This window comes from Duganella sp. FT27W (genome assembly GCF_009295655.1).
Classification (GTDB): Bacteria; Pseudomonadota; Gammaproteobacteria; order Burkholderiales; family Burkholderiaceae_D; genus Rugamonas; species Rugamonas zoogloeoides.
In genome coordinates this window covers 381,999-400,624 of sequence record NZ_WHIV01000003.1, presented here as the reverse complement: position 1 = coordinate 400,624, position 18,626 = coordinate 381,999, and the positions used below count along the sequence as shown (strand labels likewise).

The following is an 18,626-nucleotide window of genomic DNA, read 5'->3' as shown; positions in this document are numbered from 1 at the left end:
GGAAGCCCCTTGTCCGCTATTTCGAGAATCCTTGTGTGTATGCGGGTGCATCATCGCGCAACCCCCACCACGGCAGATACGCGTAGTTCATGCTGCGGGCACGGAACCAGGGCTTGTCGGGATTGATGGGGCGGACCACTGCTGGCGGCGAGATGACTACGGCGGTTGGCCGCTCGGGATCGGTGGTGCCCGCAACGACCACGTGTTTGCCAAAGTGGTTTGCGTAGCCGATGGCGAGCGCGACATTGGTCAATGCCGAACCGGCGCCCATTTCTCCCAGTAGGGCAGGGGTGTTGAAAGATTGTTCGAACAGGTCCAGGTCGGGTACTTCGGTGGTAAACGTTTGCGCCAACGGGCCTATCCGGTTGGATGAATCGGGGTGAGCGTTATTAGCGTCGTGAATTACGTAGCCGATCTGGTCTGGCCTGATGGTGGCGTTGCTGGATGCTTTTTGCAACGTGGCCTTCCACGCCTGGACGCTTCGCGGCGTATCGCCACCATTGCCGATATCCGCGACACTCGTGGCATCAGGCCTGGCGATCCAGGCCAGTGCGCTGCGGCCCGTTTTATAAGTCGGTCCGGCCAATACCAGCACCACCAGGTTTTCATTGATTTGATGGTCGAGTGGTCGGCTCGGCGCATCCCAACTCATGGCCCACGCGGTTCTGTCGGGATGGGCTTCGAGGTAATCGATGGCGGCCTTCAGGGACGTGAAGCCGGCGTTGGGGCCGCCGGCGGTGACGTTGACTTCAGGGGGCTCGGGGCGGGTCCATAAGGTTGGACGACTTGGATTACCCATGGCGAAGGTATTTTGAAGAATCTCCTGCGTCTTTTTTCCTGCTGCCTCAGCATCGAAATCCTTGTTCGGCAACGCGTATTCGACGCGTATGCCAGCGAGCTCACGCCAAAATTTTTTCCGATTTACACCGTTGACGTTGTAGAAGTAGTTCGGGTCTGAATAATAGTTGTCGTGTAGTAGCCCAATAAGCTCATATTGATATCCACGATGGTAGTTGATTTTTGATGTTTGGCCGTCATTCCCATCGGCTATCAGTGACACATACTTCACGGTGGAATAGTTGGAAGGTTTCTTGCGTAACATGTCATCATCCGCGTTCGGCTTGACTATGCCCATAACCCATAGCGTTTGCCACTCTGTTGGGTAGTCTTTACGATGAAGTGGATTTAGCCAGATCAGTCCTACGACTTGTACACTAGATTTTGTTGCTGTTTTCATACTTTGATTTTCTTTCATGGCTAGATTTTTCTCATGCAAGGGAAGATTGTTGCACCCGGTTAGTAAAGCGAAAGATAATAAAAGCGTGCTGGCGGCCACGTTAGTAAGCATTTCTTTTCTCCCTTGTTTTGATCTGATTTCTAACTGCGTCTATCAACAATTTTTTTCGGTATAAGTAAATTGTTCTCTGCCTTTGCTATCCATTTGCTTACAGGTAACCCATCGATGCTTCCAGATTCGAAATGCTGTGAATCGGGATCGTTTTCAATGTCTGTTACATCCGTTAGATATCGCCAATCTGAAAATTTCAAGAATCGTTTCATATCCTTTTCCGATATCTGGCAAACCCCCACAGCAACGTCATAAGCCAGTGCCCGCTCCGAGTGCATCGGATTGGTAAATATCGTCGAATGATCAGTCGCCGCCGCATCCACGGTCTCCGCCAGGCTGACCTTGATGTGTTCTGTTCTCCACGCCGTGTATTTCGCGCTCGTCTTTGACGGGTCATCCTCCTCGACCACCTGCGCATCCGCCGCATACAGTTTTTCCCGCTTGGCCCGCAAGCGCAGCATCGCGTGCTGTTCGTACCGCAGTGACGACTCGTCGCGCTTGTCGCCCAGCGCCGCATCGGTGGAGTTGTCCGGGGCTTTATGGACGGCCGCATACGGGTCGCCAGCTTCCCGAACCCGGTTGCTATCGCGCGAAGCGCCGGGCGGGTCATATCCCTGGTCGAAGGCAGCGCTTACCTGGCCGAAGCGCATGCTTTCTGGCAGGAAGGGCGGGTGGAGCGCAGGCGCATTGACGGGAACCTCCCAGTCCGCCTCCGGCACGGCGTTGACCCGTGGTCTGGAAAGGGCGGTTGCCAACATGGACAATGGCGCCAGGACGACGGTGAAAAATCGGCCAATGAACGATTCGCTGGCCTCCAATCCCTTCTTGATCGAGTAACGGGCGATCTTGGAGTGGGGCAGCCAGAAGTCGTCGCTCTTGATTTTCGGCTTGCGCCAGTGGTGATGCCAGTAGTGGTACTTGCCGGGTTCTCCCACCGGAAAACCCTGGGCAAACACGCGCTGCACCAGTACCCCCTGCGCCCGGGTTGCCTCGATCTCGTTGAACTCTTCGCGATTGGTGATCCCGAGCCAGCCGATTCCGCGCACGGTCACTGCGGAGATGACCTGGTCATGGGGATTGGCATACAAGGTCACGCGGCCATAAGTCGAACCCTGGACGCCGTATTTATTACGGTCGGTCTGGGCATCGAAACCTCCAGCGCGGTTGGCCATGCGGCGGTCGATGCGCTCGGTGGTCTGCAAGGCATCGAGCGCTTTGCGGGTCCGCATGATGTCGAAGAACGCTGCCAGCGTAGCGATGCGCGCTGCATGGGTCTGGCGCCCGGTATTGCCGTGCGGGTCCACCAGGTTTTGCTGGGTCCAGTCTTCGGAAAGGTTGTCTTTCACCAGGCTGTAAGGCGGATTGGCCAGGACGTAATTGTCGGCCACGCACGGGCCGCTTTTGCCGTCGGCGTCCGTGACGTGCGGCATGCGGTCGCCGAGAAACGCTGCTGCCATGCCGATCATATTGCCCTGGCTGTGGCAGACGATGGTGATCGGCACATCGGCTTGCGCCTTGCGGATCGCTTCGACCAGCTTGGCCAGGCGATACGCCGCCAGCACGAAGTAGCCGCGTGGCGGGCACGCGTACACGTCGCGTTCGTTGACCGGGTTCAGGTGCTGGACCTGCATCCACAGGAACAGCTTTTCCGACAACCCTTCATTCCACAGGTCGGGCAGCGAGGTGCAGCCGTTGGCGAACGGGCCGCCGCCCCAGTAGTTTTGTTCGTTGAGGTAAATCTTGTCGCCGAACGCCTGCAACTCTTCGCCGCCGGCCTTGTAGCCCCACCTGAAGCGGATCACTGGCGAGCAGGCGTTGCCCATGTCGAAAAAATTGTTGGAATTGAGTTCGGGGTTGATGAAGCCGTCGTCGGTCAATTCCTGCGCATACTTGATCGCCTTGAGTTGTCCCGATGCGGGTCCCGGGTATTTCATCTGGTCGTTCCTGCGCCCCAGCCGGTTATTCAAACCTTCGCATAGTCCCTGTTCACAGGCGTCGTACCACTCGCCATCCGAATTGACTCCATGAACCAGGATCACGATGCCCGGCAACGGCAAGGCGTGCGGGATGTCGTAGCGGGTTGCATCAAAGTCGGTATGGGCGCTGCCTCGGGCGAAGGCCACGCAGTCGTTATCGGGTTTCAGCGCCATGGCATCTCCGTGTCCGTTCAATCGCGCGGGATGAAAAAGGTGGCGGTCAGCTGTTGCAGCTGGTCGCCGGTGATGGTCGGGCCTTTGCCATCCGCATCGGTAACGCCGGAGACGACCTTGCCGTCCTCGGTTGCCACCGACACCTGCACGCCTTCGCACGGCGCGCCGTCGAGGGGGCTGACCAGGCGCGGCGTGCGTCCCAGTTGGCCTTCGCCGAAAGTGGGCAGTTCGCCGCGCTGGCTGGCGGGGCCGTTCCAGTGGTGGCCATTGGTCTTGATGGTGAGCGCGCCGGGCCCGCCCAGTTCCACGGTGCCGCCGGAGAGCTTGAGGTAGGCGCCGCCTTGGGTCATCAGGGTGATTTCGTCTTGCGCCACGCCGACGATGCGGGTGGCGGAGGTGAGCCGCAAGTCGCGTGCGGCGTCCAGTTGCATCAGGTCGTGCTGGCTTTGCATCCGGTACTTGCCGTGGTGGGCGATCTGGGTGATCCCTTGCTGGTGCGCGAACAATGAAATGCCCTGGCCGGCGTTGATGTTGCAGCACTTCGCTGCACTGAACTGCAGGTGTTGCAGGGCTACCTGGTCGATATTGCCCACGGCGTAGTGGACCATGGTTTTTCGCGTGCCCAGCGCGATGCCTTCAGGTGCGGTGACGGCGATGGTCGGCAGGTCGGCCGGCTTGACCGCGCTGGCGCTCGAGAGCTGTTGATGCAGCTCGCTGGCGCCGGCAGCGTCAAGCGCCAGCGCCTGGTGCTGCGCTGCGTACGTGCCCAGCGACTTGAACAAATCGAGGCAGTCCTGCATCAGCGCCAGGTGTTCTTGCTGGTCCAGCTGCGCGCCGGCGGCTTCTAACCGCTGCCATGCCGAGATCAGCAGCGAGCGGGCCGTGCGCAGGCTGCCGCTGCCGTCGGTGCGCAGCTCGAAGCCGTCGCCGCGCTGGTCGGCGCTGCCAGCCTGGCGCGGGGTGGTCAGATAGCCGAGATTTAAAGCGCTGGCGGCGTGGTCGCTGGCCAGTTGAGCGCTGATCTGGCCGGTGGTGTCGTCGAAGCGCAGCTGGCTTTTGCGCTGGCCCCGGATTTCCTTGCTGCGCATGCCGGACAGGTAGCGGTTGCCGGGCAGGCCGCCGCCTTTGCCCAGTTCCGGCGGCACGCCGACGCCGTTGAACAACTGGCCCACGATCACCGGCCGGTCGGGATCACCGCCGAGGAAGTCGATCAGCACCTCGCTGCCCACGCGCGGCAAGCTCACGGTACCCGCTTGCTGACGGGCGGGCCCCGCGCCGGCCCATGACGTGGCCACGCGGATCCAGGCGCTGTCGGTCTCGGTGTTGGAGGCTCCGGCGCCACTCGCATGCTGGTGATCCTGCCCCCGGGTGGCAGGAAAGCGTACCTTGACCCGGCCCAGCGCATCGCAATGGACTTCCTCGCCGGCGGGGCCGACGACGATGGCGCTTTGCGGCCGGGCGCCCGGCACATCGATGCGCGGATCGTAGGCCGGCACGAGGTGCACATCCTTGCGCACGCACGTAAAGCGGTTGCGATAGCGGTTGCTGTGCGCATGGGCGACGGCGCGCCAGCCGCTCTGCACGTACAGGCCATCGAGGCGCGCATCGAGCGCTTGCGGGAAGTTGTTGCGGGCTTCGATTTCCAGAGCGGTGATCACGAAAGCGCGTTCGGCTGGCGGGTGCTGGTCGATCTCCGGGTGGCCGGCCAGGATGAACCACTCGCCAGCCCGTAAATCGCGCACGCCGCTCTCGCCGTGAAAGCACTTGGTCTCCAGATCGAACCGCGCCATGCGTAGCGCGCCCAACTGGCGCAGGTCGTCGTTGTCGCTGCCGGCGTGCGGCGTCTCGACCAGGTAGTCGCTGAGCGCGGCGGCAAAAGGGTTGCCGTGGCTACCCTGGTCGGCCAGTGCCTCGCTGCCGGTTTGCATGAACTCGACGCCTTTCGGGCGCTTGTAGTCCCAGCTGAAGCGCTTGACGGCGCCCGGACGTAACTGGCGTGCGCCGGTCCAGGCGGTGATGGCATCGCGCTCCTCGGTGGCGTGGTTGCGGTGGAAGCGGATGGTCTCTGCGGCGCTCGGCGGCAGGCGCGCGGCGTCGTCGAACAGCACCAGCGTATGGGCAGGATGGTCGGCATCCTGTGCGCCGGGCCGTACGTACCACGAGATGCCCCGACGCTTCAGCAGCCGGCGCAGGAACTGCGCATCCGATTCGTTGTACTGCATAGTGAATTCACGCGCGGGGAACGCGCGCTGCGCCAGTGCGGCGTCGATCTCGTAGTGGAACGTGGTGGCCATCACCGGGTTGGTTTGGCGCCACTCGGACATCAGTATTTGAGCGATGTGCAGCTCGCTCTGGTTGCGGAAGATACGGGTGTTGGTGCGCTGCTCCATCAACGCCAGTCCGTCGCGCAGCACCAGCTGATAGGTGGCCAGGCCGCCATCGCTCATGCCGGCACAGGCTTCGGCGACGATGCCGCATACCGCGTGCAGGTCGCCGCGATCGGTGACCAGTTGCAGCTCTGCTGGCACGGCGATGAACTGCTTCAGTGGCAGCGTGGCGTCGGTGGATACGCACAGCACGCGGTACTCGATGCCGCCGCACACGGTTTCCGTGCCGGAGATGCGGTGCGGCAGCAGCAGGTCGTCGCTGATGCCATCGTCAAAAGCCAGCCGTAGCCGCAATGGACGGTTGCTGGTGTTGAGCAGCGCTAGCGCTTTGTCGATGGCCATGTGTGCTCCTGTGCGGTCAGTTGCCCAGTATCACTGTTCCTATCGGCAAGTTATTGCGGAGGCGCAACTTCAGGATGCGGTGCGTACTGTTCCAGGATGGACGATGTCATGGCAAAAATCGTCGCTGTCGCCGCTGCGGCCGTGCAGGAATACGCCGTGGCCGAGGCCCACGCTGGCGGACAACTGGCAGGGTTCGATATCGTCTGCGTGGAGAATCAGCCGCACCCGGTAGCGGACATTGACCACGCCGAACATGGCCAGGATGTCCGCCAGTCTTTTCGCATCGTTTGCGCCGGGCAGGAATTGCTCGTACCGCTCACGGCGCAGCGGGCCGATTTTTATCTCGGCAGCCAAGTCGGCGCGATGACAGCGCTCACCGAGCATGGCGCCCTGGCCCAGCGTGCAATGTTTGGCGCCCAGGTGCAGCCGGTCCTCGCGCAGGTACCAGCCGCCGACGAGCGGCTGAAACGTCACTGGCACATCGAAATAATCAGTAATGACAGCGGTGATGGCCGCCGCCGTCACCGGCCGCTGGCGGAACAGCGCGGCATGGCGGGCCAGCGTTTGCGGTGGCAATCCAGTGCCTGCAGGCGGGGCGCCCGCCAGCGCCAGTTGCAGCGCCAGGAACTGGTCGCGCTCCGGCGGCTGGCTGTCGATGCGGTGCGCCGCCCAGGCCTGGTAAAACTGCATGGTGGCGCGCATGCCCAGCAGGTCGAGGAAGGCGCGCGGGCCGGCGTCGTGGTGCTGGCGTTCGGCGTCTGCGATGGCTTGCGTGTAGTGGGCGGGCAGGGCGCTGCTGTTACCGAGCAGGCTGAATGATGCCGGGGTGAGGTGGATGACTTGCGCGGTATCGTTCTCGAGCAGGTCCAGCAACTGCTCGCCGGTGCGCACTTCGCGGTTGTCGCGCGTGCGCGCCCACAGCGCCGCCAGCTCGCTGGGCTGGAAGCTGCTGGCCATGCGGCTGTGAAAGCGCAGACGTGCCGGTGAATCCGCGATGCCGGATTGTTCGAGCCAGCGCAGCAGCAGGCGCACGGCCTGGAACAGCTCGAACCGCGTGGGGTCGGCCAGCAACTGCCCGATCAAACCAGGGCCTGGTGGCCGCTTCGGGGCGGGCATCGCAGCAATTCCTTTCCGGAGTTCGACAGCACGATCAGGCGGGTGAAACTGTTGAATTGGACGGTCAGCGCCAGCACGTGATCGATCACCTGGGCAAACAGCGACAGCCCGACGCCAGCGAACGCGTGGTCGTCCACGGTGAGCATGATATCGATGCCGTAAACCAGGCTGCCGCCACTGCTGTCACTGCGCCAGACGCTTGCGCTGCGGTGCTGCAAGTCGGTGATGCCGTCGATTTGCCGCTGCGTGACGTCGGAGGCGGCCAGGTTGTGCAGCGCCAGCATCTCCTTCAATATCGGCAGGCCGTCGCGGGTCAGGCTCTGGTGATTGAGATTGAGGAGCGACACCAGGCGCCATTGGGTGCTCTGGTTGATGGCGAAACGCCGTGGCCGGGTTGGCCGGCGCAGCAGCAGCACCGGCAAGTCGCTGGCCGGTCCTTCGTGGTGCAGGTCGCCGGTTGTTTTGCCAAAGGGTAGCCGGCATGACATCTCGCCGTTGGTGCAGGTGAGGTTGATGGAAACGGATGCGGTGGTGGCTGCGGTGTGGACTGCGGTGGTGGCGGTCAAAGGCTGCATGGCGCTGTCGATGAAAGCGATCTTCATGGCGTGGCCGGGCGCCGAGATGGCCAGTGCCTCATCGCGGCGGATGGTCCAGTAACGGCCACCCGCTTCGCCGTGGCGCATCGCGTATAACGGGTGCAGGTCCGCGACCCGGCTGCGGGCGCCGTCGTGGCGCAGCATGCTCACCTTGTCCACGCTGAAGATCTCGAACGTGTGCGCGCGCGGGCTTTCCACTGTCAGCGGGTATTCCGCGCGCGTGTGATCGAGTTCGATCGGGCGCGCAGGGTGGCGGAACAGGTTGACGACCGGTGCACAGCTGGTGAGCAAATGCCTGGCGTCGAGCGACTTCAGGCGGTTCATGGTATCGTCGCGGTTGGTATCGGCCAGTACCAGGTGCAGGGTAAAGTTGCGGCAGTCGGGCGGCAATGTGGTGCCGATGGCGTCCATGTCGAGATCGACGAAATTGAATTTTTCGGGAAAGCAGAAATACTCGGTGAGCAGGCGATAGGGCGACGGGTGGTTGCCGGTGGGGAGCAGCGCCTGGTCCGGCCGGAAGCCGACCGCACGCAGCGGCGGCTGCACCAGCAGCGACCATATTGCGTCGCCGCTTTCCACCAGCGCGCAGGTGGTGCGCAGGAACAGCGCGTCGCGCAGCGCGGCGGCCAGGCCGGCGTCGGCGTTGAGGTAGAGACGCAGCGCATGACCGCTGCTGGCAGCGGTGGCAGTGAGCGAGATGCTGATGGCCGGTCCCGCGTTGACGGGCAGGCGCAAGCTGCGCGGCACCTCGAGCGCGGACTGCAGCCGCACGCTGTCGATCCTGAGCGGTTGCAGAACCAGGTCATCGGTGGTGGTGAACTTGCACAATACGCCATCGTGTTCGGCAGCGCTCATGACGGTGCCGCGCGGGATCACGGCGGTGTGATCGAACGGATCATCGGTAGCCGCATGCACGATCGAGCAGGAAGGAAAGGGGCGCAGGCAGTGCGGAAAATTGTTGTGTAAAACCGATTCGACGAACTGCACATGCGAATCGTCGAGGCGCTTGGCGGTGCGCGCGTTGAGCAGGGCGCAAGCCTGTATCAGGCGCTCGACGTGAGGATCGTTGCAGCCTTCGCCGCTCATGCCCAACCGACCGGCGACCGCCGGATAGCGCGAGCAAAAATCGCCAGCCAGCGCGTTGAACAGCGCCAACTCCGCCTCGTAGTATTTCAGCAGGTCTTTCATTATCATTCTGATCCCCATAGCCGCCCGGGCGAACGGCCATTATTGAGGAGAACAATAAATTAATACTGAGATGCAACAATGTAAGGTCAGCCGATCGAAATTTTAGAACCGCGTCTCACGCGCCACCCGCAAAAACTGGTCAAGAATACCCGTGCAGTCGAGCAGCTCCACGCCGCCGGCGCGGTGGAATTCCGGGTGCCATTGCAGGCCCATGACGAAGGGAGCCTTGCGGTAGCGGATTGCTTCCACCATGTTGTCGGGCACCGACAGCGCTTCCACCATCATGTCGCGGCCCAGGGTTTTGACGGCCTGGTGGTGAATCGAGTTGACCGTGCCGCTGGCCTGGCCCTTGAACATGCGCGACAGCGACGAGCCGGCCGGGAAGGTGATGTCGTGGCGGTTGCGGTCGTAGTCGTCGTTGACGTGGGCCAGCGAATCGGGCACGTCGGAGGCGATGTCCTGGTACAGCGTGCCGCCGAACGCCACGTTGATCAGCTGGCAGCCGCGGCAGATGCCCAATACCGGCTTGCCCGCTTCCACGAACTCGTGCAGCAGTTCCAGCTCGTACATGTCGCGTGCACGGTCGCCGCTCCACTCGGGGCGGGTGGGCGTTTCGGCATAGCTTTGCGGCGAGACGTCGGCGCCGCCTTGCAGCACCAGGCCGTCGAGGTGGCGCGCGTAGTCGCGCAGGCGGATGTTCGACGGGTGCAGCAGGCCGTCGGTGTTCACGGTGGGGATCATGAAGACCAGCACGTCGCGCGACATCACCCATTGGGCGATCGACTCTTCGAGGTATTGCAGGTTCTTGCTGCGCAGGCCGGTGGAGCCGGCTTCGGGGTGGAAGATGCGCGCCGAGATGCCGATGTGGAGCGGGCGCTGCACGATGTGGCGGGTGACCGAGGCGGCCACGCGCCGGTAGCGCGCCATCAGCACCCGGCCCCACAGGCTGAACACGGTGTCGCCGGGGTCGAGGTAGCGCGGCGTGGCAGTGTTGATCTTGCTGTCACCGCGCGCCGGCCGGCGTTCCTGGTCGGAGGCGCGACGGTGCGGTGTGCTGTCCTTGTCGTCAGGTCCGTCAGTCATGCTGTTCCTCATTTACTGTTGACGTGTTGTTAGTGTGCCACAAGCCAGCGTCGGCAGTCGCCCGGTTCACATTTCCTTACATGTGGTCCGCGCATGTCACCCTGTATCAATCGGAAAGCCCGGCCCGCCTGGGCGGCCCTATAATCGGGCCATGAGAAAACTATGGAAAACCATCGGCCGCGTGGTCGCCTCGATTGCGATAGGCGTCGCTACCGCCTGGGGTGCGCTGGCGCTGTGGTTCCAGCCGCCGTTGCAGGTGGAGGCGTTGCGCGTGCCGGCCATGGGCCTGTGGGTATCGATTGCGCCGGTCACGCTGTTCTGGTGGTGGCGCCTGCACCGCGCGCGCGTGCTGCTGCCGTGGGGCGCCGCCATGGTGGCGCTGCTGGTGTGGTGGGGCACTTTGCAACCGAGTCACGACCGCGTGTGGGCCGACGACGTGGCGCGCATGGTGACCGGGGACGTGCAGGGCAGCGTGGTCACGCTCGACCAGGTGCGCAACTTCGACTGGCGCAGCGATGACGACTACACGCCGCGCTGGGAACGCCGCAGCTACAACCTCGATCAACTGCGCTCGGTGGATGTGGCGCTGTCGTACTGGATGGGCCCTGCCATCGCCCACACGCTGGTGTCGTTCGGCTTTGCCGACGGCCGCTACCTCACATTTTCCATCGAAATCCGCAAGGAGCGCGGCGAAAGTTTTGACGCCATCGCCGGTTTTTTCAAGCGCTACGAAACGGTGCTGATCGCCGCCGACGAGCGCGACATCCTGCGCGTGCGCACCAATGCGCGCGGCGAGGATATGTATTTATATCGGTTGAACATTCCGCAGAAAACCATGCGCTCGCTGTTCCTGTCGTACTTGGACGAAGGTGCGCAACTCAAGCGCACGCCGCGCTTCTACAATACTCTCACCGCCAACTGCACCACCATCGTGTTCGAGATGGCGCGCAGGATCGATACCGCGCTGCCGCTCGACTGGCGTCTGCTGGCCTCCGGCTACCTCGATCGCTACCTGTTCGACCTGGGCGTGCTGGCCGGCCCACAAAATTTCGACACGCTGCGCCAAGCCGCCCACATCACGGCCCGCGCGCGGGCGGCGGACCAGGCGCCCGACTACTCTGCTGCCATCCGCCAACCGGCATCCTGAGAGCCGATTCCAGCACTGCACAGACATCGGTAGCGGCAGCAGCGCCGGCGTCGCTGCCGTGGTGCGCAAGCCGCGCCTCACTCCTTGCCGGGGCAGGTTCTTAGCCGTCCTTTGAGGATCTTGCCGGTGGCCGCTGCCGGCAGGGCCGCCATCACGATGATCTCGGCCGGCCGTTTATAGGGCGCCAGGTGTTGCGCCAGCCAGGCGTGCAGGTCTTCCAGCGCCACCGGGTGGCGCACGTCCAGCTCGATATACGCCACCACGTCTTCGTCGCCATGCGCACCGGGGCGGCCCACCACCGCCGATTGCGTCACGCCCGGGTGGGCGTTGAGCACCGTTTCCACTTCCAGCGGGTAGACGTTGAAGCCGGCGCGGATGATCAATTCCTTCGTGCGGCCGACGATGAACAGTGCGCCGTCTGCATCGCTGCGCGCCACGTCGCCGGTATCGAGCCAGCCGCCGTCGCGCATGCTGGCGGCAGTGAGTTCCGCATCGCGGTAATAACCGAGCATGACATTCGGACCGTGCACCCACAGCTGGCCATCGATGCCGGGTGCAACCGGCACGCCATGCGCATCCACCACGCGCACCGCCACGCCAGGGATGGCATGGCCGACCGAGGTATCGGTGCGCGGCTGGTCCAGGCGCGTCTGGCTGACGGTGGGCGATGTTTCGGTGAGGCCGTAGCCGTTATGCAGCGGCACGCCCAATACCCGCTCCACGCGCGCCTTGAGGCTGGGCGAGAGCGGCGAACCGCCCGCGTAGGCGAAGCGCAAATGATTCGGTAAAGGGTCGTCAACGCTGCCGAGCCTTTCCAGCAGCTTCGCATACATGGCCGGCACGCCCTGGACGATGGTGAGTGCGTGCTCGCGCAGCGCGGCCAGCAGCGCATCGGGCGTGAAGCGCGGGCAAAGGTACAGGCAGGCGCCCGCGTACAGGGTGCCCAGCATCACCGACGTCAGGCCATAGACGTGGGTGATCGGCAGCACGCCGTATGCGCGGTCGGACGGTACCAGCCCGCGCAGGCGGCTCGACACGGCAGCGACGAACAGCAGGTTGCGGTGGCTGAGCATTACACCCTTGGGCGCGCCGGTGGCGCTGGTGGTGCCGGTGGTGTACACCAGCGCTGCCACCTGGTATTCGGACGCCGCATGCACCGGCTCCGGTACGCGGCCGGTATGCAAGGCGCCAACCATCCAGGCACCGAAGGGCGAGTCTGCAACGGTGGCCGCGTGGCGCAGGCCGTGGGCGGCGGTCTCGGGCGAGGTGTTGGACGATGCGTTGGTCGATGCATCGCCGCCGGGAGCGCTGGTATAGATCACGCGGCGCGCGCCGCAATGGTCGCGTATCTGGTCCACCTCGTGCGCGGAAAGGCGGCCGTTGACGTGGACGATCCAGGCGTCGAGATCGGCGGCGGCAAAGGTGAGCGCCACCTGCGCCACGCAGTTTTCGCCGACCACCATCAGGCGGTCGCCGGCGCGTACGTCCAGCGCGCGCAAGGTGGCGGCGGTATCGTCGATGGCGGCGGCCAACTGGGCGTAGGTCCAGTGGCGGCAGCCGTCGTGCAGGGCGGGGGCGTGCGGGGTATCGTGCGACCAGCGGCGCACGATGGCGCCGAGCCGCGCCGGCAGGGATGCCAGCAGGGTATGGGGATCGAAATCGTTCATCTGGCCGGGACCGTTGTTGGCGAAAAAGCGGCCAATGTGACGGCACCGCGCGCCAGTGTCAAGCCTTGATGTCGAGCAGCGAGCCCAGCGTTTCGTCGGAGGTCTTGATGACCGACAGCGATGCTTGCGTCTGCGCCTTGTACACCAGCGAGTTGGTGATGTCGCTTGCCAGGTCGGTGGCGCTGGGTTGATCGCCTGCCGCCAGTTGCTGTCCTTGCAAGGAAATCGAGACGCCACCACCGGCCGGCGTCGACTCGCGGAAGTTCACCTGCGCCGGCTGGAAGCCTTGCGTGGATGCATTGGAGATCGAGTGGGCGCTGTTGGACAGCGCGCTGAGGCCGGCGGTAACGCCGCTGGCGCCGATGTGTAGGGCAAAGATGGCCATGATGAAATTCCCCTAGGGCAATACCTCGATTGTACACCTTTGATCCAGATCATGCTTCGTGCGGGATGCTCACTTAGGCTTGCAGTTCGACGTGCGCTGGCGCAATGCGTCCGGTTCGCTTTCCTTGTTGGTCAACCCGTAACACATTTGTGGAGGACTCCTTAATGTTTCCATATTCTCAATCCGTCACGCCCGCCGTCAAATCCCATCTCGACGCCCAGATGGCATTTTTTAATGATATGTCGCGGTCGGTATTTCGCACTGCCCAGCAGTTCAGCGATCTCAATTTGCAGATGGCGCAAACCATGCTGGAAGACGTCACACACACCGGTTGCGATTGCCTCACCGCCCATCGCGCCACCGACATGATGTCGGCCGCCGCCAGCCGCGCCCAGCCGGCCACCGACAAGCTGCGCGCCTACCAGCAGCACCTGTCGCGCATCGCCGCCGACACCCAGCTCGAAATGTCCAAGGTCGCCGGCGAGCACGTGGAATCGACCACCCGCACGGCCAAGGCGCTGGCCGATGAAGTGGCGCGCACCGCCCAGGAAGAAGCCCAGCGTGCCCTGCACAATCAGCAATTGGCCATGGAGCGCTCCATCGATCCTTTCCGGCAGAACGGTAGCCAGCGCATGCAGGACGGCCAGGACCACCAGTCCTATGGCAGTAGCGCCGGCTCCCAGGCGCCCGGCCAGGCCACGGCAGCGCAAACCGCAGCCCAAGCCGCCGCCCAAAGTGGCAAGCAAAGCGGCGCCCGCAAGGAGGCATGAGCATCGGATTCCCCCTCCTGAGGCAGACGGCACCATCGTCAACGATGGTTTATCATCGGGGCTTGTTGCCCTGGAGATAAAGATATGACGAATGCCACCGCCCAAACCGATTCATTGCACATCGTTTGCCCCCACTGCGACGCCGTCAACCGGCTCCCCGCCGCCAAGCTGGCGGCGCAGCCGGTGTGCGGCAAGTGCCAGAAACCGCTGTTTACCGGCCAGCCGGTCGATCTGACCAGCGCGCGGTTTTTAAAGCATATCGAGCGCAGCGACATTCCGGTGCTGGTGGACTTTTGGGCGCCGTGGTGCGGGCCTTGCCGGACGATGGCGCCGTTTTATGCGCAGGCAGCAGCCAAACTCGAGCCGCACTTCCGCGTGGTCAAGGTCGATACCGAGCAGGCGCAGGACCTGGCCACCCGCTACGCGATCCGCAGCATTCCCACGCTGGCACTGTTCAAGGGCGGCCGCGAAATCGCGCGCCAGCCGGGCGCCATGGATGCAAGCAATATCATTGCTTGGGCCAATCAAAACAATCGTTAAATCGCCATCGCCATCGCCATCGCTGTATTGCAGCGCCTCGCCGTACGTTCGTACCGCCTGGCACTGAAGGTTTTATCAGGCGCGGTTAATGGCTGGCCGCGTTGCGCATGATGCGTACCGGCTTGCTGCCGGACTCGGCCGGCTGCGCGGGCAGCATGTCGGCCAGCGTTTGCTGGTCGAGCACGGCGAGAAATGCCCTGGTGGCGTCGTTGAGCGTGTGTTTGAGCTTGCAGTCGTTGGTGAGCGGACAGGTATCGTGGGCGCGGTCGAAGCACTCGGCCATGAAGAAATCGGTCTCGGTAGTGCGCACCAGCTGGCCGATATTGATGTCGGCCGGTTCCTTGGCCAGCCGCAGGCCGCCGTTGCGGCCGCGAACAGTCTCCACCAGCCCGGTTTGCCCCAGCTGGTACACCACCTTCATCAGGTGATTTTTCGATATCCCGTGCAGGTCCGCGATGTCCTGAATGGTCACCAGGCGGTCGCGGTTGGCGCTCAGGAACAGCAGCGTGCGCAGCGAGAAATCTGTAAATTGGGTGAGGCGCATCTGCGGAGATTCAGGTAGATTGAGGCGCTATTTTAACCGGGGACAGGGTTTTGTGCGGATGCGCACCGACGCCCTGGCGGCCCCGGCCGACACTATCCGAAATACCTAGGAGGAAACATGATCGACGACCAGGCACGCCGAGAGTTCATCAATGAACTGTGGGAACGCTTCGAACAACTGCAACAATGGGCCGAAGCCAACTGGCCCGACCAGGAAAACCCGCTCACCAGCGCCGACTTCGTGGAAGCGCGCAAGGAAATCCTGGGCCTGCGCAATCCAGCGCAAGCACCGGGCAAAGTGCCCGAGGCGCGCGAGCCGGAGCAGGGCGGCGCCCAGTACGAAAACCTCAATCCTGCCCCATGGCCGTAATTTGTTCCGTCATCCCCGCGCGGCGGGGATGGCACATTCAGTGCACCACCGGCTTGCCCACCTGCGCCAATAACCACGCCAGCACCGCCACCACCAGGCTCCCCAGCACACCCCACGCCAGATTGAGCGCACTGTCGAACAGCAGCGGCGCCACCAGGCCAGACACCAGCGCAAACAGCAGCATCTGCACGAACGACTGCATCGACGACGCCAGTCCGCTATTGTTGGGGAAGTACTCGAGCGCCATCAGCGTAATCGGCGTCATCATCAGCGACAGGCCGAACGAATAGATAAACAGCGGCAGCACCGCCCACGGTACGGCTGCGGTGAAGTACAGGTTGTAGCCGACGTTGATCACGCCGGCCAGGATCATTACCGCAAAGCCCATCCAGGCCTGCGCCTTGCGCGCAAACTTGTGGGCGAATTTGCCCGACAGCGCCGAGCCTACCACCATGCCGCCGATCAGCGGCACGAACATCCAGGCAAACGCGGTTTCCGGCAGGTGCAGGATGTTCATCACGAAGTACGCGGCCGAGCCGATGTACAGCGCCACACCGGCAAAGCTCATGCCCACGGCAATCGCCAGCAGCAGGAAATGGTGGTGGCACAGCACCTTCCAATAATTGCGCGCGATGACCCCGAGGTGGAACGGGTGGCGATCCTTCACCGCCAGGCTTTCCGGCAGCAGGCGCGTGACGGCAACGTACATCACGATGCCGAAGGCGGCCAGGAACCAGAAGATCGAGCGCCAGCCAAAGCTCACTTGCAGCCAGCCGCCCAGTACCGGGGCGATGGCCGGCGCCAGGCCGAACACCATCATGATGTGGGCCAGGATTTTTTGCGCGGCGGCGCCGGTAAAACGGTCCTGCACGATGGCGCGGCCGACGACGGAACCGGCGCCCGCTGCCAGGCCCTGCACGATGCGGCAGGCCAGCAGCACGCCGATCGACGGCGCCAGCGCGGCGCCGATCGACGCAGCGATGTACAGCACCAGCGACACCAGAATCACCGGGCGGCGGCCGAACGAATCGGACAGGGTGCCGTAAAACAGCATCATGAAGGCAAAGCAGAACAGGAACATGCTCAGGGTTTGCTGCACCATGATCGGGCTGGCGTCGAACGCCACGCCGATGGCAGGGAACGATGGCAAATAGGTATCGATAGCGAGCGGGCCGACCATGGTCAGGCCGGCCAGCAGGATGGTCAGCAGAATATTCATTAAAGGCGTATTGTTCGTTGGACCCGGCATTTTACGCGATATGCGGCCAGCGCATATCGGGCGACATTTTGATTCGTTCACCTGGCGGCGTGGTGCGCGTATGCTTGATCATCGGCGTACTATAGCCAGAATTATCGCCAAAAATTTTAGATTATCGAGACATGACTATTGATACCTTCGACGCCACCGGCGTCAAACCATCGCACTGGAACCTGGCCAGCGTGATCGAACAGCTGCGCGTCTCGCGCGAGGCCACCCACAATATCCGTCACCAGGGCAGGGTGCGCGAGCTGCCGTCGCGCGAGGCACTGCAAATCATCGTCAACGGCCTGTCGGCGGTGCTGTTTCCCACCCATTATGGCCGGCCCAACCTCACCGACGAGAGTATCGACTACTTTGTCGGCGATACTTTGAACACCACGCTCAACCGCCTGACCGAGCAGGTGCGGCGCGGCCTGCAATTCTCGGCCACCGAAGAAGTGCCCGACGACGCCGTGCTCACCCAGCAGGCCCACGCCATCACCCGCGAATTTGCCGCCAACTTGCCGGCCATCCGCGCGCTGCTGGTCTCCGACGTGCATGCGGCGTTTTCCGGCGACCCGGCCGCCACGTCGGTGGCCGAGATCATGCTGTGCTACCCGGGCACCATCGCCATCCTGTACTACCGTCTGGCGCACTGCCTGCACCGCCTCGGTTCGCCGTTCCTGGCGCGGCTGATCTCGGACATCGGCCACTCGCTCACCGGCATCGACATCCACCCCGGTGCCCAGATCGGCGGCAGCTTCTTCATCGACCATGGCACGGGTGTGGTGATCGGCGAGACCGCCATTCTCGGCCAGCGGGTGCGCCTGTACCAGCACGTCACGCTGGGCGCCAAACGCTTCCCGGCCGATGACCAGGGCGTGTTGATCAAGGGCGTGCCGCGCCACCCTGTGGTCGAAGACGACGTAGTGATTTATGCAGGCGCCACCATCCTGGGCCGTATTACCATCGGCGCTGGATCAACCATCGGCGGCAATGTGTGGCTTACCCAGAGTGTGGCGCCCAACAGCAATGTCTCCCAGGCCCAGATGCGCAACGACTAGAGCAAGCCTTCAGCGGGCCAGCAGCGTGTAGCAGATCGAACCCGAAAACCCCATCAGCACCACCGACGCGATCCGGTGCACCATCGGCTGGCGCGGCGTGGCGCTGGGGTAGGCGAGTACGGCAGCGCCCATCGAAATCCACAGCGCGGCGATCGGCAGCAGCAGGGCGCTGAAGATCAGGTATGCCTCGAGCAGCGCTGCCGGGCCGGCCGCCAGCGGCGGGAAGACCACCGTCGCAAAAAAGAACGCCTTGGGGTTGAGCAGCGTGACCGTGAACAGGTCGCGTGGACCGATGCCCTTGCTGCCGGCTGCTCCGGCCTGCAGCGCGGTGCGCCACAGCTTGATGGCCGACCAGGCTATGTACACGGCCGCACAGGCGCGCGCCACCGGCGGCGCCCATGGCGCCACGGCAGCGGCCAGCGCCAGGAACACGCACCACACCCCGATCGCAATCAGGTAGCCGACCCACTCCGCCGCGATCAGCGGCAGCGAGCGGCGAATGCCGTCGCGGCTGCCTGCCAGGAATAGCAGCGTGTTGGTGGGACCGGGCGTGAGCAGCACGGCGGCGATGGTCAGCGCAACGAACGTGGTGCCGTGCGGCGCGAGCTCCGACAGGGAAGGAAAAGCCATGGATGCTCCGAAAAATATGCAGGCGCCAGTGTGCGGCAGTTTTGATGCTTTGGCAATCTT

16 protein-coding genes are annotated in these 18,626 nt (G+C 63.4%); 5 read left to right on the top strand and 11 right to left on the bottom strand.

Annotated elements, in window-relative coordinates; all coding sequences use genetic code 11:
- Nucleotides 1-16 precede the first annotated feature (16 nt).
- From F8197_RS13620 to F8197_RS13595, 6 genes are all read right to left on the bottom strand, one after another.
- The gene (locus tag F8197_RS13620) at nt 17-1,348 is read right to left on the bottom strand and encodes a hypothetical protein (protein WP_227012237.1); all 1,332 of its coding nucleotides are present in this window, start codon (nt 1,346-1,348) and stop codon (nt 17-19) included.
- Nucleotides 1,349-1,377: 29 nt separating this feature from the next.
- Complete coding sequence (locus F8197_RS13615) at nt 1,378-3,498, bottom strand: hypothetical protein (RefSeq protein WP_152882302.1); 2,121 nt, start codon at nt 3,496-3,498, stop codon at nt 1,378-1,380.
- A 17-nt stretch (nt 3,499-3,515) separates the two neighbouring features.
- Complete coding sequence (locus F8197_RS13610) at nt 3,516-6,227, bottom strand: type VI secretion system Vgr family protein (protein ID WP_152882301.1); 2,712 nt, start codon at nt 6,225-6,227, stop codon at nt 3,516-3,518.
- 69 nt (nt 6,228-6,296) lie between these two features.
- On the bottom strand, nt 6,297-7,343 hold the full coding sequence (gene tssG, locus F8197_RS13605; RefSeq protein WP_152882300.1) for a type VI secretion system baseplate subunit TssG: 1,047 nt from the start codon (nt 7,341-7,343) through the stop codon (nt 6,297-6,299).
- On the bottom strand, nt 7,307-9,127 hold the full coding sequence (gene tssF / locus F8197_RS13600) for a type VI secretion system baseplate subunit TssF (RefSeq protein ID WP_193333429.1): 1,821 nt from the start codon (nt 9,125-9,127) through the stop codon (nt 7,307-7,309). The genes tssG and tssF overlap by 37 nt, the downstream gene beginning before the upstream one ends.
- Before the next feature lie 102 nt (nt 9,128-9,229).
- A complete protein-coding gene (locus F8197_RS13595; RefSeq protein WP_019922460.1) occupies nt 9,230-10,210 on the bottom strand; it encodes a gamma-glutamyl-gamma-aminobutyrate hydrolase in 981 nt (326 codons plus the stop codon).
- A gap of 151 nt (nt 10,211-10,361) precedes the next feature.
- Between F8197_RS13595 and F8197_RS13590 the strand changes: the two genes are divergently transcribed.
- Nucleotides 10,362-11,357 (top strand): DUF4105 domain-containing protein, encoded by a 996-nt coding sequence (locus F8197_RS13590; protein WP_152882298.1) that lies wholly within the window; start codon nt 10,362-10,364, stop codon nt 11,355-11,357.
- A 77-nt stretch (nt 11,358-11,434) separates the two neighbouring features.
- Here F8197_RS13590 and F8197_RS13585 read toward each other — a convergent pair whose 3' ends face one another.
- Both F8197_RS13585 and F8197_RS13580 read right to left on the bottom strand, forming a co-directional pair.
- The gene (locus F8197_RS13585) at nt 11,435-13,024 is read right to left on the bottom strand and encodes a class I adenylate-forming enzyme family protein (RefSeq protein ID WP_152882297.1); all 1,590 of its coding nucleotides are present in this window, start codon (nt 13,022-13,024) and stop codon (nt 11,435-11,437) included.
- A 58-nt stretch (nt 13,025-13,082) separates the two neighbouring features.
- Complete coding sequence (locus F8197_RS13580) at nt 13,083-13,409, bottom strand: hypothetical protein (RefSeq protein ID WP_152882296.1); 327 nt, start codon at nt 13,407-13,409, stop codon at nt 13,083-13,085.
- A gap of 221 nt (nt 13,410-13,630) precedes the next feature.
- On the opposite strand from F8197_RS13580, the gene F8197_RS13575 reads away from it, so the two are divergent.
- Both F8197_RS13575 and trxC read left to right on the top strand, forming a co-directional pair.
- The gene (locus F8197_RS13575; protein WP_229214497.1) at nt 13,631-14,179 is read left to right on the top strand and encodes a phasin family protein; all 549 of its coding nucleotides are present in this window, start codon (nt 13,631-13,633) and stop codon (nt 14,177-14,179) included.
- An 84-nt stretch (nt 14,180-14,263) separates the two neighbouring features.
- Nucleotides 14,264-14,719, top strand: a complete 456-nt coding sequence (trxC, locus tag F8197_RS13570; protein WP_152882294.1) for a thioredoxin TrxC — start codon at nt 14,264-14,266, stop codon at nt 14,717-14,719.
- An 85-nt stretch (nt 14,720-14,804) separates the two neighbouring features.
- On the opposite strand, the gene F8197_RS13565 is transcribed toward trxC, so the two are convergent.
- The gene (locus tag F8197_RS13565) at nt 14,805-15,263 is read right to left on the bottom strand and encodes an Rrf2 family transcriptional regulator (RefSeq protein ID WP_019922467.1); all 459 of its coding nucleotides are present in this window, start codon (nt 15,261-15,263) and stop codon (nt 14,805-14,807) included.
- 117 nt (nt 15,264-15,380) lie between these two features.
- Between F8197_RS13565 and F8197_RS13560 the strand changes: the two genes are divergently transcribed.
- A complete protein-coding gene (locus F8197_RS13560; RefSeq protein WP_019922468.1) occupies nt 15,381-15,632 on the top strand; it encodes a hypothetical protein in 252 nt (83 codons plus the stop codon).
- A 37-nt stretch (nt 15,633-15,669) separates the two neighbouring features.
- Here F8197_RS13560 and F8197_RS13555 read toward each other — a convergent pair whose 3' ends face one another.
- Nucleotides 15,670-16,851: a multidrug effflux MFS transporter gene (locus F8197_RS13555; RefSeq protein WP_019922469.1), complete on the bottom strand. Its 1,182-nt coding sequence runs from the start codon at nt 16,849-16,851 to the stop codon at nt 15,670-15,672.
- 161 nt (nt 16,852-17,012) lie between these two features.
- Between F8197_RS13555 and epsC the strand changes: the two genes are divergently transcribed.
- Nucleotides 17,013-17,936 carry a serine O-acetyltransferase EpsC gene (gene epsC / locus F8197_RS13550; RefSeq protein WP_056139697.1) on the top strand — a complete coding sequence of 308 codons (924 nt, stop codon included), beginning with the start codon at nt 17,013-17,015 and terminating at the stop codon, nt 17,934-17,936.
- 9 nt (nt 17,937-17,945) lie between these two features.
- Here epsC and F8197_RS13545 read toward each other — a convergent pair whose 3' ends face one another.
- Nucleotides 17,946-18,566, bottom strand: coding sequence for a LysE family translocator (locus F8197_RS13545; protein WP_152882293.1), 621 nt, complete (start codon nt 18,564-18,566; stop codon nt 17,946-17,948).
- Nucleotides 18,567-18,626 lie beyond the last annotated feature (60 nt).

What these genes read in the sequence shown, in the direction of transcription:
- F8197_RS13620 (WP_227012237.1), bottom strand. Translation starts at nt 1,348, where the DNA reads ATGCTTACTAACGTGGCCGCCAGCACGCTTTTATTATCTTTCGCTTTA.
- F8197_RS13615 (WP_152882302.1), bottom strand. Translation starts at nt 3,498, where the DNA reads ATGGCGCTGAAACCCGATAACGACTGCGTGGCCTTCGCCCGAGGCAGC.
- F8197_RS13610 (WP_152882301.1), bottom strand. Translation starts at nt 6,227, where the DNA reads ATGGCCATCGACAAAGCGCTAGCGCTGCTCAACACCAGCAACCGTCCA.
- tssG (WP_152882300.1), bottom strand. Translation starts at nt 7,343, where the DNA reads ATGCCCGCCCCGAAGCGGCCACCAGGCCCTGGTTTGATCGGGCAGTTG.
- tssF (WP_193333429.1), bottom strand. Translation starts at nt 9,127, where the DNA reads ATGAAAGACCTGCTGAAATACTACGAGGCGGAGTTGGCGCTGTTCAAC.
- F8197_RS13595 (WP_019922460.1), bottom strand. Translation starts at nt 10,210, where the DNA reads ATGACTGACGGACCTGACGACAAGGACAGCACACCGCACCGTCGCGCC.
- F8197_RS13590 (WP_152882298.1), top strand. Translation starts at nt 10,362, where the DNA reads ATGAGAAAACTATGGAAAACCATCGGCCGCGTGGTCGCCTCGATTGCG.
- F8197_RS13585 (WP_152882297.1), bottom strand. Translation starts at nt 13,024, where the DNA reads ATGAACGATTTCGATCCCCATACCCTGCTGGCATCCCTGCCGGCGCGG.
- F8197_RS13580 (WP_152882296.1), bottom strand. Translation starts at nt 13,409, where the DNA reads ATGGCCATCTTTGCCCTACACATCGGCGCCAGCGGCGTTACCGCCGGC.
- F8197_RS13575 (WP_229214497.1), top strand. Translation starts at nt 13,631, where the DNA reads ATGGCATTTTTTAATGATATGTCGCGGTCGGTATTTCGCACTGCCCAG.
- trxC (WP_152882294.1), top strand. Translation starts at nt 14,264, where the DNA reads ATGACGAATGCCACCGCCCAAACCGATTCATTGCACATCGTTTGCCCC.
- F8197_RS13565 (WP_019922467.1), bottom strand. Translation starts at nt 15,263, where the DNA reads ATGCGCCTCACCCAATTTACAGATTTCTCGCTGCGCACGCTGCTGTTC.
- F8197_RS13560 (WP_019922468.1), top strand. Translation starts at nt 15,381, where the DNA reads ATGATCGACGACCAGGCACGCCGAGAGTTCATCAATGAACTGTGGGAA.
- F8197_RS13555 (WP_019922469.1), bottom strand. Translation starts at nt 16,851, where the DNA reads ATGAATATTCTGCTGACCATCCTGCTGGCCGGCCTGACCATGGTCGGC.
- epsC (WP_056139697.1), top strand. Translation starts at nt 17,013, where the DNA reads ATGACTATTGATACCTTCGACGCCACCGGCGTCAAACCATCGCACTGG.
- F8197_RS13545 (WP_152882293.1), bottom strand. Translation starts at nt 18,566, where the DNA reads ATGGCTTTTCCTTCCCTGTCGGAGCTCGCGCCGCACGGCACCACGTTC.